The 13,556-nt window shown below is 66.6% G+C and carries 11 protein-coding genes; 7 read left to right on the forward strand and 4 right to left on the reverse strand.

The window, feature by feature from the left end; genetic code table 11:
- Positions 1 to 130: 130 nt before the first annotated feature.
- The 4 genes from ftsE to ACTUWL_RS20555 all read left to right on the forward strand — a co-directional run bounded on the left by ftsE (position 131) and on the right by ACTUWL_RS20555 (position 3,390).
- Positions 131 to 790, forward strand: a complete 660-nt coding sequence (gene ftsE, locus ACTUWL_RS20540) for a cell division ATP-binding protein FtsE (protein ID WP_021079468.1) — start codon at positions 131 to 133, stop codon at positions 788 to 790.
- Positions 783 to 1,754, forward strand: a complete 972-nt coding sequence (locus ACTUWL_RS20545) for a cell division protein FtsX (RefSeq protein ID WP_021079469.1) — start codon at positions 783 to 785, stop codon at positions 1,752 to 1,754. Before ftsE ends, ACTUWL_RS20545 begins: the two co-directional genes overlap by 8 nt.
- 156 nt (positions 1,755 to 1,910) lie before the next feature.
- Positions 1,911 to 2,630 (forward strand): YdcF family protein, encoded by a 720-nt coding sequence (locus tag ACTUWL_RS20550; protein ID WP_021079470.1) that lies wholly within the window; start codon positions 1,911 to 1,913, stop codon positions 2,628 to 2,630.
- A gap of 1 nt (position 2,631) precedes the next feature.
- Positions 2,632 to 3,390: a lysophospholipid acyltransferase family protein gene (locus ACTUWL_RS20555; RefSeq protein WP_021079471.1), complete on the forward strand. Its 759-nt coding sequence runs from the start codon at positions 2,632 to 2,634 to the stop codon at positions 3,388 to 3,390.
- A gap of 9 nt (positions 3,391 to 3,399) precedes the next feature.
- Here the strand turns inward: ACTUWL_RS20555 and ACTUWL_RS20560 are convergent, their stop codons facing one another.
- The 3 genes from ACTUWL_RS20560 to ACTUWL_RS20570 form a co-directional block, all read right to left on the reverse strand.
- Positions 3,400 to 4,881 carry an aldehyde dehydrogenase gene (locus ACTUWL_RS20560; RefSeq protein ID WP_021079472.1) on the reverse strand — a complete coding sequence of 494 codons (1,482 nt, stop codon included), beginning with the start codon at positions 4,879 to 4,881 and terminating at the stop codon, positions 3,400 to 3,402.
- Positions 4,882 to 5,021: 140 nt separating this feature from the next.
- Entirely contained in the window at positions 5,022 to 8,324 is a 3,303-nt protein-coding gene (locus ACTUWL_RS20565) for an efflux RND transporter permease subunit (protein ID WP_106940479.1), read from the reverse strand.
- 329 nt (positions 8,325 to 8,653) lie between these two features.
- On the reverse strand, positions 8,654 to 9,259 hold the full coding sequence (locus tag ACTUWL_RS20570) for a gamma-glutamylcyclotransferase (RefSeq protein WP_021079474.1): 606 nt from the start codon (positions 9,257 to 9,259) through the stop codon (positions 8,654 to 8,656).
- A gap of 154 nt (positions 9,260 to 9,413) precedes the next feature.
- Here ACTUWL_RS20570 and ACTUWL_RS20575 point away from each other — a divergent pair, with 154 nt between their 5' ends.
- A complete protein-coding gene (locus ACTUWL_RS20575) occupies positions 9,414 to 10,601 on the forward strand; it encodes a DUF2125 domain-containing protein (protein ID WP_021079475.1) in 1,188 nt (395 codons plus the stop codon).
- A 9-nt stretch (positions 10,602 to 10,610) separates the two neighbouring features.
- Here the strand turns inward: ACTUWL_RS20575 and ACTUWL_RS20580 are convergent, their stop codons facing one another.
- Positions 10,611 to 11,036 carry a GFA family protein gene (locus tag ACTUWL_RS20580; protein WP_021079476.1) on the reverse strand — a complete coding sequence of 142 codons (426 nt, stop codon included), beginning with the start codon at positions 11,034 to 11,036 and terminating at the stop codon, positions 10,611 to 10,613.
- A 377-nt stretch (positions 11,037 to 11,413) separates the two neighbouring features.
- On the opposite strand from ACTUWL_RS20580, the gene ACTUWL_RS20585 reads away from it, so the two are divergent.
- Both ACTUWL_RS20585 and ACTUWL_RS20590 read left to right on the forward strand, forming a co-directional pair.
- On the forward strand, positions 11,414 to 12,988 hold the full coding sequence (locus ACTUWL_RS20585) for a hypothetical protein (RefSeq protein WP_021079477.1): 1,575 nt from the start codon (positions 11,414 to 11,416) through the stop codon (positions 12,986 to 12,988).
- Between the two features lie 70 nt (positions 12,989 to 13,058).
- Positions 13,059 to 13,535 carry a hypothetical protein gene (locus tag ACTUWL_RS20590; protein ID WP_021079478.1) on the forward strand — a complete coding sequence of 159 codons (477 nt, stop codon included), beginning with the start codon at positions 13,059 to 13,061 and terminating at the stop codon, positions 13,533 to 13,535.
- Positions 13,536 to 13,556: the final 21 nt, after the last annotated feature.

Here is a 13,556-nt window from a genome sequence, read left to right on the forward strand (position 1 = left end):
GATGCTACCGAGCGACCGTTAACGAATCGGAAACCATAACCGACGCACAAGCTTTCTGTGCGGTTCGCGGCCGGTCGGGCCGCCAGTATGGGGTATCGGGCCAAAGGCCCTCTCGAACGGAGCTAGCGCATTGGTTCGGTTCGAAAATGTCGGTCTGCGCTACGGGCTCGGCCCGGAGATTTTGCGCGACCTCTCCTTCATGATCCCGGCGCACTCGTTCCAGTTCCTCACCGGTCCGTCCGGCGCGGGCAAGACCTCGCTGCTGCGGCTGCTGTTCCTGTCGCTGCGGCCGACCCGCGGGCTGGTCAATCTGTTCGGCAAGGATGTCTCGCTGCTGAGCAAGGACCAGGTCGCCGACCTGCGCAAGCGGATCGGCATCGTGCTGCAGGATTTCCGCCTGCTCGACCACATGACCACCTATGAGAACGTCGCGCTGCCGTTCCGCGTCATGGGCCGCGAGGAATCGACCTATCGCCGCGAGGTGATCGACCTGTTGAAATGGGTCGGCCTCGGCGAGCGCATGGACGCGCTGCCGCCGATCCTGTCGGGCGGTGAGAAGCAGCGCGCCGCGATCGCGCGCGCGGTGATCTCGCGGCCGCAATTGCTGCTGGCGGACGAGCCGACCGGCAGCGTCGATCCGACGCTCGGGCGCCGCCTGCTGCGGCTGTTCATCGAGCTCAACAAATCGGGCACCGCGGTCATCATCGCGACCCACGACATCACGCTGATGGATCAATACGAGGCGCGCCGGCTGGTGCTGCATCAGGGACGGCTGCACATCTATGAGTAGGAGCGGCGACGAGAAAGTGTCGTTGGTCGATCTCGGGCGCGAGCGTCCGCAGGTTCCGGCCACGGCGCGCAACATGTCGCCGATCGTGCCGCGCGCCTCGATCTCCGGCCGCGCGCTGGTCGCGGTGGTCGCGATCATGACCTTCCTCGCCTCGCTGACCACGGGCACCGTGCTGCTGGTCAGCGCGTCGGCGGCCGAGTGGCAATCGGAAGTCTCGAGCGAGATCACCATCCAGGTGCGTCCTTCGCCGGGCCGCGACCTCGATCGCGACGCGCAGGCGGCTAGCGATGCGATGCGGGCGCAGTCCGGCATTCTCGAGGTCCGTCCGTTCAGCAAGGAGGAGAGCGCCAAGCTGCTCGAGCCGTGGCTCGGCAGCGGGCTCTCGATCGACGAACTGCCGGTGCCGCGCGTGATCGTGGCGCGGGTGCAGCCCGGCACCACGCTCGATCTCGCGAGCTTGCGCGCGCGGGTGACGCAGGTGGCGCCGACCGCGAGCGTCGACGATCACCGCGCCTGGATCGAGCGCATGCGCTCGATGACCGGCGCCACGGTGTTCGCGGGCGTCGGCATCCTGATCCTCGTGATCGTCGCCACGATCATTTCGGTGTCGTTCGCCACCCGCGGCGCGATGGCCGCCAATCGTCCGATCGTCGAGGTGCTGCATTTCGTCGGCGCCGGCGACAGCTTCATCGCCAACCGCTTCCTGCGGCACTTCCTCCGGCTCGGCCTCGAAGGCGGGCTGATCGGCGGCGGCGCGGCGATGCTGGCGTTCGGCTTCTCCGAGTCGATCGCCAACTGGTTCTCCGGCACGCCGGTGGGCGACCAGTTCGCGGCGCTGCTCGGCACCTTCTCGCTGCGTCCGTCGGGCTATCTGGTGCTGGCGCTGCAGGCGGTGCTGATCGCGGCGATCACCGCATGGGCGTCGCGGCGCACCCTGTTCGCCACGCTCGACGACATCGACTGACGGCCGCGTCACGATGGCGGCGATTTCGTGATCGCGGTTTCGCGGAGCAGGTGTGATCCGGCGTGCGCGCGCGCAGGTCCCGGCCGGCGGCAAAACCGGTTTCCACTTTTCCGGATCATGCTCTAAAATCCCCGGGGGGAAGGGTAACCGCATCACATGAGTTCGCAGCCCGACGATACGTCGCCGAATGGCCATGCCGCGCGCCAGCGCGGCTGGCTGCGCGCCGCCGTCGTCGCGCCGCTGGCGCTGGCCTTCGTGGCCGCCGCCGTCGGCTTCATCGCCTTCCTGTCGCAATTGCGCGGCGTCGAGACCGATCCGCCGCACAATGCCGACGGCATTGTGGTGCTGACCGGCGGCTCGTCGCGGGTGTCGGACGCGATGGAGCTGCTGGCCGCGGGATACGGCAAGCGCCTGTTGATCTCGGGCGTGCATCCGACCAACGAGGCCAGCGATATTTCGCGTTCGGTGCCGGACAGCCAGGGGCTGATGCGCTGCTGCGTCGATCTCGACCGCTCGGCGGTCAACACCCGCAGCAACGCGGCGGAGACGCGGCGCTGGGCGCGCGAGCGCGGCTTCAAGTCGCTGATCGTGGTGACCTCGAACTACCACATGCCGCGCGCGATCGTGGAACTGTCGCATGCGATGCCGGACGTCACGCTGATCCCGTTCGCGGTGGTCGGCGACAAATGGCGCGACGAACCCTGGTGGACGAGTGGCGGAACGTTCCGTCTCTTGCTATCGGAATACGCCAAATATGTCGCCGCCGAGGTCCGGGTGCGGCTCGCCGACCTCGGGCTCGACCTGACCTCCGATCTCGCCGAGCCGACAGCCACGCCGCGCCGCCCGGCGACCGCGCAGGCGTCAAACAAGGACTGAAATGATCTTCCTGCGCTCGCTGATCTTCAACGTGCTGTTCTATCTGGTGCTGGTGCTGCTCTGCATCGTCGCGCTGCCGGCGCTGCTGCTGCCGCGCGGGGCGCTGATGGCGATCGAGGCGGCGTGGGCCAACACCAGCCTGTTCCTGATGCGCGTGATCTGCAACATCCGGATCGAGTTCCGCGGCGTCGAGAAGATTCCGGCGGGACCGCTGGTCGTCGCCTCCAAGCACCAGTCGTTCTGGGAGACGTTTGCGCTGGTGCGCTTCTTCGAGCATCCGCTGTTCATCCTCAAGCGCGAGCTGATGATGATCCCGGTGTTCGGCTGGTACCTGAAGAAGGTCGGCATGATCTCGGTCGAGCGCGGCGGCGGGCCGCGCTCGCTGATCAAGACGCTGAAGCGCGCCGCGGCCGAGGTGAAGCTCGGCCGGCAGCTCGTGATCTTCCCCGAGGGGACCCGCACCGCGCCCGGCGCCGAGCCAAGCTACAAGGCCGGCGTCGCGCAGATCTATGCCGAGAGCGGCGTGGCATGTCTGCCGATCGCGCTCAATTCCGGCCTGTTCTGGCCGCGCCGCACCTTCATGCGCTATCCCGGCACACTGGTGGTCGAATTCCTCGATCCGCTGCCGCCGGGCCTGCCGCGCGACGAGTTCATGACCCGCCTGCGCGAGGCGATCGAAACCGCCACCACCCGCATCGTCGAGGCCGGCCGCGCCGAGCAGGCGAAGCTGTTCGGCGGCGTGCCGGGTGCGAAGGGGTAGGGCTGGAAGTCACCGCATCACGAACGGATTGGCCGGCACGTCGGTCGCGGTCGAGATCCACACGCTCTTGGTCTCCTGATATTCGCGCACCGCGTCGATGCCGCTTTCGCGGCCGACGCCGGAAAACTTCATGCCGCCGAACGGCATCATGTAGCTGATGGCGCGGTAGGTGTTGACCCATACCGTGCCGGCGCGGAGCTGCTTCGGCACGCGGATGGCGCGGGCGAGGTCCTTGGTCCAGATGCCGGCGGCAAGGCCGTAGATGGTGTCGTTGGCGATCCGGACGGCGTCTGCCTCGGTGTCGAACGAGATGATCGACAGCACCGGCCCGAACACCTCCTCGCGCGCGATCCGCATCGAATTGTCGACATCGGTGAAAATCGTCGGCTCGACGAATTGCCCGCCCTTGATGCCGTCGCCGGAGGCAGGCCTCCCGCCGAGCAGGCAGCGCGCGCCTTCCGCCTTGGCGATATCGATGTAGTCGAGCACCTTCTTGTATTGCGCGGGTGTGGTGATCGGCCCGACATTGGTATCTGCTTGCATGGGGTCGCCGATCTTGGCGGACTTGGCGAGCTCCAGCACCCGCGCGACGAATTGCTCCTTGATCGAGCTCTGCACCAGCAGGCGCGAGCCGGCGATGCAGGTCTGCCCTGTGGCTGCGAAGATGCCGGAGATCGCGCCGGCGGCGGCGGCCGTGAGGTCGGCATCCTCGAACACGATGTTGGGCGACTTGCCGCCGAGCTCGAGCGAGACGCGCTTCAGGCTCTTGGCCGCGGTCTCGTAGACCTTTGCGCCTGTGGTGTCCGACCCCGTGAAGGTGATCTTGGCGACGCCGGGATGTGAGATCAGCGCCGAGCCGGCCTCGGGACCGAAGCCGGTCACCACGTTGAAGATGCCGTCGGGAATTCCAGCTTCCTTGGTCAGCGCGGCGAATTCCAGTGTGCTGGCCGAGGTGAATTCCGAGGGTTTCACGATCACGGCGCAGCCGGCCGCGAGCGCGGCGGCGCATTTCCAGGCGACGAACAGCAACGGCGAATTCCACGCGGTCAGCGCTGCGACGACGCCGACCGGCTCGTGCGTCGTGTAGGCGAAGGTCTCCGCCTTGTCGATCGGCACCAGGCCGCCCTCGAGCTTGTCGACGAGGCCGCCGAAATACCACCACCATTCCGGATGGTAGCGGAGCTGGCCCAGCATCTCGGCCATCAGCTTGCCGTTGTCCCGCACCTCGATCTCGGCGAGGCGTTCGGCATTGGCGGCGACGAGGTCGCCGAGCTTGCGCATCGCCTTGCCGCGGGCGGAGGCCGTCATCTTCGCCCACGGGCCGTTCCACATCGCCTCGTTGGCGGCCTTCACCGCTTTGTCGGCATCGGCGGCCGTGCCGCGCGGAATCTTCGCCCAGGCCTCGCCGCGATAGGGATCGATGGTGTCGAACCATTCGCCATTGACCGGGTCGACATACTGGCCGTTGATGTAGAGCTGATAGGTTTTCATGACATCCTCCCGCAGCGATTGGATTGGGTTTCCCAAACGCTATCACGCCTTGCGCGACGCCGTCATAACGCGGCCGCGGGAATGGGTTGCAGCCGGCTGGGGCGTCGCGCGTGCGGCGCGGCAAGCTCGGTGCGGGTCTGTCAACGACTGGCGGCGCTTGTCGCCGCGCGGCGGGCACGGCGTGCCGCCCGGCGCCGCTGGGTCCAGAGCCGCGCGCGGTCGAGATAGAGATAGACCACCGGCGTGGTGTAGAGCGTCAGGATCTGGCTCAGGATCAGGCCGCCGAAGATCGCGATGCCAAGCGGCTGGCGCAGCTCGCTGCCTTCGCCGAGCCCGATCATCAGCGGCACCGCGCCGAACAGCGCGGCGAGCGTCGTCATCATGATCGGGCGGAAGCGCATCAGGCAGGCCTCGTAGATCGCGTCGCGCGACGACAGCCCGCGCTGGCGCTCGGCGTCGAGCGCGAAGTCGATCATCATGATCGCATTCTTCTTCACGATGCCGACCAGGAGGATCACCCCGATCATGCCGATGATGTCGAAATCGGTGTGCGACACCATCAAGGCCGCCACCGCGCCGACGCCGGCCGAGGTCAAGGTGGAGAGGATGGTCAGCGGGTGGACGTAGCTCTCATAGAGCATGCCGAGCGAGATGTAGATCGTCGCGAGCGCTGCGAGAATCAGGAACAGCTCGTTCGCCAGCGCCTGCTGAAAGACCTTCGCGGAGCCCGCAAACCCGCCGGAAATGCTGGCCGGCATGTTGATCGCGTGCATCGCATTCTCGATCGTGGTGGTCGCCGTGCTCAGCGAGACGCCGGGCGGCAGGTTGAAGGAGACGGTGCTGGCGACCAGCAGGTCCTGGTGATTGACCGCGAGCGGCGTCTCGCCATGCTCGAAGCGCGCGACGCTCGACAGCGGGATCATGGTCTCGGCGTTAGTCGAGACCGCGGTTCCGGTCGAGGCGACGCCCTTGCCGGTGGCGCCGATCGAGTTGGTGGCCTGGTTGCGCACCACATTGGCGGCGATCGAATTGAGCGAGCTCTTCTGCGACGAGGAGGCGACCGTTCCGGCCACCGCATTGGTGCTCTGGGTGCCGGTCGCCGACCCGCCCGAGGTCGAGATATAGACCTCCTTCAGGGTCTGCGGGTCCTGCGAGAAGCGCGGCGCGACCTCCATGATCACGTGATACTGGTTGCGCGCGACGAAGATGGTCGAGACCTGGCGCTGTCCGAACGCATCATAGAGCGTGTTGTCGAGCTGGCTGACGGTGATCCCGAGCCGCGAGGCGGCGTCGCGATCGATCACGAGGTTGGCCTGCAACGCCCGGTTCTGCTGATCGCTGTTGACGTCGGCGAGCGTCGGCTCCTTCTGCAGCGCGGCGACGAGCTTCGGCGTCCACTCGTTCAATTCCTCGAAGGTCGAGCCCTTCAGCGTGTACTGATACGCGGCGTTGCCGGAGCGCCCGCCGGCGCCGAGATCGCCGATCGATTGCAAGAACAGGGTGGCGCCGGCCACGCTTGCCAACGGCTCGCGCAGCCGCTCGATCACCTTGTCGGCGCGCAGCCTGCGCTCGTCCATCGGCTTCAGCGAGGCGAACACGGTGCCGGTGTTGGTGCCGCCCGGTCCGACGCCGCCGCCGCCGGTGAAGCCGACCGCGGTATCGACCGCCGGATCGGCCTTCACGATGTCGATGAACTGGGTCAGCTTCTGCTGCATCAGCTGGAACGAGGTGCTCTGGTCGGCCTGGATCGAGCCGATCAGGAGCCCGGTATCCTGCTGCGGCACGAAGCCCTTTGGCACGACCCGATAGAGGTGGAAGTTCAGATAGAGCGTCGAACCGAGGATCAGCATCACCAGCAGCGGGTGGCGCAGCGCGAGGCCGAGCGTCGCGCGGTAGCCGCCCAGCATCAGCTCGAACACGCGTTCGTTGATGCGGTAGATCCGGCCGTGCGGCTGGCCTTCCTCTTCCTTGCGCAGCAGCACGGCGCACATCATCGGCGTCGTGGTCAGCGAGACCACCAGCGAGATCACGATCGCGATCGTGATCGTCATGGCGAATTCGCGGAACAGGCGGCCGACCAGGCCGCCCATCAGCAGGATCGGTACGAACACCGCGATCAGCGACACGCTCATCGACAGCACGGTGAAGCCGACCTCGCGGGTGCCGACCAGGGTCGCCTCCAGCCGCGACAGTCCGGCATCCATGTGGCGGGTAATGTTTTCCAGCACCACGATGGCGTCGTCGACCACGAAGCCGGTCGCCACCGTCAGCGCCATCAGCGAGAAGATGTCGAGTGTGTAGCCGAGCAGATACATCATGGCGAAGGTCGCGATCAGCGACACGCCGACCGCCACCACAGGCACCAGCGTCGCCCGCGCATTGCGCAGGAAGGCGAACACGACCAGGATCACCAAAGCGACCGCGATCAGCAGCGTGATCTCGACGTCATGCAGCGAGGCCCGGATCGTCTTCGAGCGGTCGACCGCGAGCGTGAGGTCGATCGCGGGCGAGACCGAGGCCTTCAGCTGCGGCATCAGCCCCTTCACAAGGTCGACCATCTTGATGATGTTGGCGCCGGGCTGCCGGTACACGATCATCACAACGGCCGGCTTGCCGTTGGCGAGGCCGAGCGTGCGCGCATTCTCCACGGAGTCGATGACGTCGCCGACGTCGGTCAGCCGCACCGCTGCGCCGTTGCGGTAGGCGACGACCAGCGGCTTGTAGTCGGCGGCCTTCCGCGCCTGGTCGTTGGCGTAGATCTGGTAGCGCTGGTCGCCGACGTCGATGCCGCCCTTCGGGCTGTGCGCATTGGCGCTCGACAGCGCGGCGCGGACGTCCTCGAGCCCGATGCCGTATTTGTAGAGCGCCGGCGGGATCAGCTCGACGCGCACCGCGGGCAGCGAGCCGCCGCCGACCGAGACTTCGCCGACGCCCTCGACCTGCGACAGCTTCTGCGCCAGCACGGTCGAGGCGGCGTCATAGAGCTCGGCCGGTGTCAGGGTGTCCGAGGTCAAAGTGTAGATCAGGATCGGCGCCGAGGCCGGGTTGAACTTGCGGTAGGTCGGGTTGGCGCGAAGGTTGGTCGGCAGGTCAGCCCGCGCCGCGTTGATCGCGGCCTGCACGTCGCGCGCGGCGCCGTTGATGTCGCGGTCGATGTCGAATTGCAGCGTGATGCGCGCGGAGCCGAGCGAGGACGTCGAGGTCATTTCGGTGACGCTGGCGATCTGGCCGAGATGGCGTTCCAGAGGGCTCGCCACGGTGGCGGCGACGTCGGCCGGGCTCGCGCCAGGCAGGGTCGCCTGCACCATGATGGTCGGGATGTCGACGTCGGGCAGCGGCGACACCGGCAGCTTGAAGAACGCAATGACGCCCGCCACCACCAGTCCGAGAGACAGCAGCGTGGTGCCGACCGGCCGGCGGATGAAGGGGGCGGAGAGGTTCATTGCATCAGTGTCGATGTTCGCGGATGAGCTTCTATCCGTCCGCGCCGCGATGCAAAAGCCTAAATGTCACAGCGCGCTGCCTTAGAGAAGCCGCGATGTGTCGGATGCGCAGTGCCGCGGACCGAAAAAGCGCGATCTGGCAACAAGCCGTTTACAAAGCCCGATCGAGGCAGCTGATGGAGAGGGGGCGCGCGGACGATTTGCGTAGGATGGATGGAGCGAGGCGATACCCATCGCCTCATTGCGTGGATGCGGTTGATGGGTATCGCTGCGCTCCACCCATCCTACGAGATCAGCCTGATGCAGCGATATCGCCGTCCGGCCGCGCCTCAGTTCGGATCCACGTCATCCGCCGCACGCGCATCCCGATGCAGCGGGCCTGCGTCGTGCAGCATCGCCGCGAGCTGGTGCAGCTGCGCGTCGCGCAGGCCCTGCTTCTCGATCGCGGCGACGGTCGAGAGCACATAGTCGCGGTTGTTGCCGGAGCGGCCATAGCCCTGCAGCACCAGGCGCTGCTGCTCGGCCAGCGACAGCCGCCCGGCATATTGCACATGGCCGCGATCGACCACGTAGGCCAGCGCCGAGACCCGATCGCGTGCCGCGTTCTCCAGCCACACCGAGCGCATCACCTCGCGGTAGACATTGGTGGTCTGCTCGCGCGCTCGCAAATAGGCGATGGTGTCGTGGCGCAGGCGGGCGGCGACGCGGAACGCGATGCCGCGGCAGGCGCCGCCGCGGTCGAGCCCGAGCACCAGGCCTGGCTTCTCCGGCGTGCCGCGATGGTCGAACGAATAGACGCAGAGCGCGCGATGCTCGCCGATCAGCCGCGCCGGCACCTGCTCCAGGAACTCGAAGCCCGGCTTCCACATCAACGAGCCGTAGCCGAACACCCAGAGGTCGCCGTCGGTTTCGGAATGGGGAGGATTTGCTGACATCGCGCAGATGGGCTAGCAGAACGGGCCGTCGAAGCGAAGCAGATTCCGTGATGTTTCCAAGGGTTGCGGGAGGGTTGCGCGAAGGTTGCGTAAGGCTTGCCCGCGGCCTGCTGCCGCTTAGATTTTGACAAATTCGCGCTCCAAAGGACGCCGCATGTCCGATTCGACCTCTGCTCCCCGCCGCCGCTCGCGCTTCGGCCTCTATGCCGTCCCCGTCGCGGTCCTGATCGCCGCGGTGCTGTGGAGCGGTTTCTGGTTCTTCGCCGCCTCGCAGGTCGGCGTGCAGGCCGATGCCTGGCGCGCGCAGGAGGCGAAAGCCGGCCGGGTCTATGATTGCGACAGGCGCTCGGTGGCGGGTTACCCGTTCCGGCTCGAGATCCGCTGCGAGCAGCCGAGCGTGATGCTGGTGTCGCAGACCGCCTCGCCGCAGATGTCGTTCGTGGCGCGGCTGGCCGAGATTCTGGTCGTGGCGCAGATCTACGATCCCAAACTCGTGATCGCGGAGTTCAAGGGCCCGGCCACGGTCGCCGAGCGCAACGCGCAGCCGACGCTGTCGGTCGACTGGCGCCTCGGACGCGCCAGCGTGGTCGGCCTGCCGGCGGTGCCGCAGCGCGCCTCGCTGGTGTTCGACGATCTCGCCATCGATCGCACCGGCGGTGCCGCGCCGACGCCGCTGATGCGCGTCAATCACATCGAGCTGCATGGCCGCCAGGTCGAGGGTTCGGCGCCGGATAACCCCGCGATCGAGGCCGTGTTGCAGATTGCCGGCGGTACCTTGCAGGAGGTGCATCCGCTGCTCACCCAGCCGTTCAACGCCGACATCCATGCGCGCCTGAACGGGCTGAAGGATTTCTCGCCGAAGCCGTGGCCGGATCGTTTCCGCGAGATCCAGGCCGCCGGCGGCAGCGTCGAGATCCAGCAGTCGCGGATCGAACAGGGCGACGTGCTGTCGGTCGCGGCCGGCACACTGCGCCTCAACGCGCAAGGCCGCATCGAGGGCGAGTTGCAGATGACGGTCGCCGGCCTCGAGCGTGTCATTCCCGCGCTCGGCATCGACAAGATGCTGGAGGACGGCGTGCCGCAGGCAACGCTCGATCGCGTCGCGCCTGGCGTAAAGAGCCAGGACCTCAGCAATCTGTTCGGCGCGCTGGATCGCGCGATCCCCGGCCTCGGCAAGGTGATCAAGCAGAACGCCAATGCCGGCATCTCCGCCGGCATCAATTCGCTCGGCACCGAGGCCACGCTCGAAGGCAAGAAAGCGCGCAGCTTCCCGCTCCGCTTCGCCGACGGCGCGGTGTTTCTGGGCCCGCTGAAGGTCGCGCAGATCCCGCCGCTGTTCTGAGCAGCGTGCTCAGTCGGCCGGGATGAAGCGGAGCGTGCCGGCGCGACGCGTCGGCTTGCCGGTGTCGTTGGTGTGATTGACGCCATCCATGACCGGCACGTCAGGGAAATCGAACGGGCTGACCCCGTCCAGGCAGGCCACGTTGACGGCATAGAGGTTCTGGTCGGACCGCCGTTGGTGATGGGTGTAGATTCCGCAGCGGGAACAGAAGAAGTGCTGCGCCGATCCGGTATGGAAGCGGTAGCTTGTCAGCGCGTCCTCGCCTTGCAGGAATCTGATCCCGCCCATCTCGGCCATGGCGACGACGGCGCCGCGCATGCGGCAGTAGGAGCAGGTGCAGCGGCGGATCGAGTTGAAGCCGTCGCTGAGCGCCACCTCGAAGCGCACGGTGCCGCAATGGCACTGGCCAGTCCGAATGTTCGTGCCGTCCGCCATGTTGTGTGCCCCTGTTGATCGCCTGACCGCGACATGGACGTACCGCCAAAATCCGAGCCGGACAATCCGGTAAAAACTCGCGCATAGCGCGAGAAAAACTCACGCCAAGGCGCGACGTCGGCCTTGCCGCTTCGCAGGGCGGATTTGCCGCAACGCGTCATCCGCCGTCCTTCAGCGCCGGCTGTGCGGCGCATTGCGCTTCGCTGATCCACCCCACGATTCATTAAACCCTCGCGCGCGATATCGTCCATCACGGCAATCTATTCCCGCGGCCGCGATGAGAAAAACGTGACCGCAATCTTGCGGGCCGCCGCGAATATCATTCCCCGAGTACCGCTCTCTCTCGCCTGAGGAAACAACCTCGTGTGGAGGAAGCGATGCGAATTCTCGGGGGAATTCTGCTCGGCAGCATGCTGCTGTCGACAGGTCCAGTGTTGGCGGAAGACGATGCGTCCGAGCTGCGGGCCCTGAAGGCACGTCTCAGGCAGCTCGAACAGAAGATGGAAGTGCAGGCCCGCAAGGAGGAGGCGCTGGCAGCACGACAGAGCGCGATGCAAGACACGAGGATGGCGGCCAAGGCGCCGGTGCCGTTCGATCCCTGCGCATCGGGCAAGCTCTGCTACAAGGGCGTGACCTTCACCTTCGGCGGCTGGGTCGATCTCACCGGCATCTACCGCACCCGCAATCTTGCTTCCGACACGGGCTCGGTCTACGCCTTCATTCCGTTCCCGCAGAGCAAGAATTTCAACACCGGCGAGTCGCGCTTCTCGGCGCGGCAAACCCGTTTCTCGGTGCTTGCGGAAGCCGAGGTGTTCGCCAACACCCGCGTCGCCGGCTATGGCGAACTGGATCTCGAGGGAGCCGCACAGACGGCGAATTCGGTCGCGACCAACTCCTTCAACCCCCGGCTGCGGCAGGCCAGTGTCGAGATCAGCCGCAGCGATCTCGGCTTGCACGTCCTTGCCGGTCAGAGCTGGTCGCTGAACGCGCCGAGCAAGGCGGGTATCGATCCGCGTGGCGTCGATGCGCCCGGCGTGATCGATTTCGAATCGGTGCCCGGCTTCCTCGCGGCGCGGCAGCCCGGCATCCGCGTCTGGCAGGATATCGGGCCCGAATTCAAGCTCGCCGTCTCGGCGGAAAATCCGCAGACCTCGTTCTTCGGCGGCAACGCGCCGCTGGTCGGCACGCCCGCGGTCGGGCCGCAGGGCGTGCTCAATCCGAACCTGCTGGTCAACCTCACCGGGCCGGGCGGCAGCTTCTTCAACAACGCCAATAATGTCAGCCTCAATCACGTGCCTGACTTCACCGTGAAGGGCGCCTGGGATCCGCGGCTCGGCGCTTACAAGCTGCATGTCGAGGGCTGGGCGATGTACCGCGACTTCTACGATCGCTTCAACTTCGCCAATCACGACGTCAGCACGGTGAGCTTCGGCGGGCATTTCTCGGCGGAGATCGTGCCGAAGCTCTTGGAGCTGCAAGGCTCCGCGTCGCACGGCGCGCTCGGCCGCTTCACCGCGGCGCCGTTCCCGGACGCCACGGTGCGCCAGGACGGCACGATCCAGCCGCTGCCGATCACCGCATTCCTGCTCGGCACGGTCTGGCACACGACGCCGTCGCTCGATCTCTACGCCTATGCCGGCCTCGAGAAGACCAAGCCGACGTTCTCCAATGTCGGCACGGTGCCGTTCGGCTACGGCAATCCGCTCTACAACAATCTCGGCTGCAACATCGAGAACTCGCCGGCCGCGACCTGCAACGGCAACACCTCGGAGGTCAGGCAATACACCGCCGGCTTCTATGACACGATCTTCAAGGGCGATTACGGGGCGATCAAGGCCGGCATCCAGTACTCCTACAACCAGCGCTTCGCCTTCGCAGGTGTCGGCGGCGCGCCGAGGACCGACGACCACATCATCATGTCGCAGATCCGCTACTACCCGTTCTCGCCGTAGCAACGGAGAGCGCGCGCAGGGCCGTCAAAGGAGACCGCACATGAGGATCGTGAGCAGAAAGGAGAGGGCCATGATCGCTCGCGAGTTGCTGATGGTCAGCCGCGCCGCGCATGTGCTGCAGCGAACCGGCCTGGCGATGGCCGGCGCCATGGGCGGCACCTTCGTTGCCGCCCAGCTCGCGAGGGGGCACATCGCATTCTTCGGTACGCTGGCCTTCATCGCGACGACGATCGTGATCGGTGCCGTCGGCTTCTATCTCGGCATCGATGTTCCGCGGCCGCCGATGCGCGCCACCGGGCGCATCGATGCCGTCGAGCTCATGAGCGCTGGCGGCATCTTCCTCGCCGCGCTGGCTGCGCTGGTGTCGGTCTACGGCATCATCTTCGACGAGATTCCGCCGCGGGCCTGGGAGTTCGTGATCGGCTCGTGGTGGTTCGGCGGCATTGTCATGCTGGCAACCGCCGGCCTGCTCGGTCGCCGGCGGCCAACGCAGAAGGTTGCCGCGATGTCGGCGGGGCCGATCCGGGATCAACGGTTGCGACGGTGAGCGTGCCCTGCTGCGCCAATC

It is taken from the genome of Bradyrhizobium sp. WCU1, from assembly GCF_053474805.1.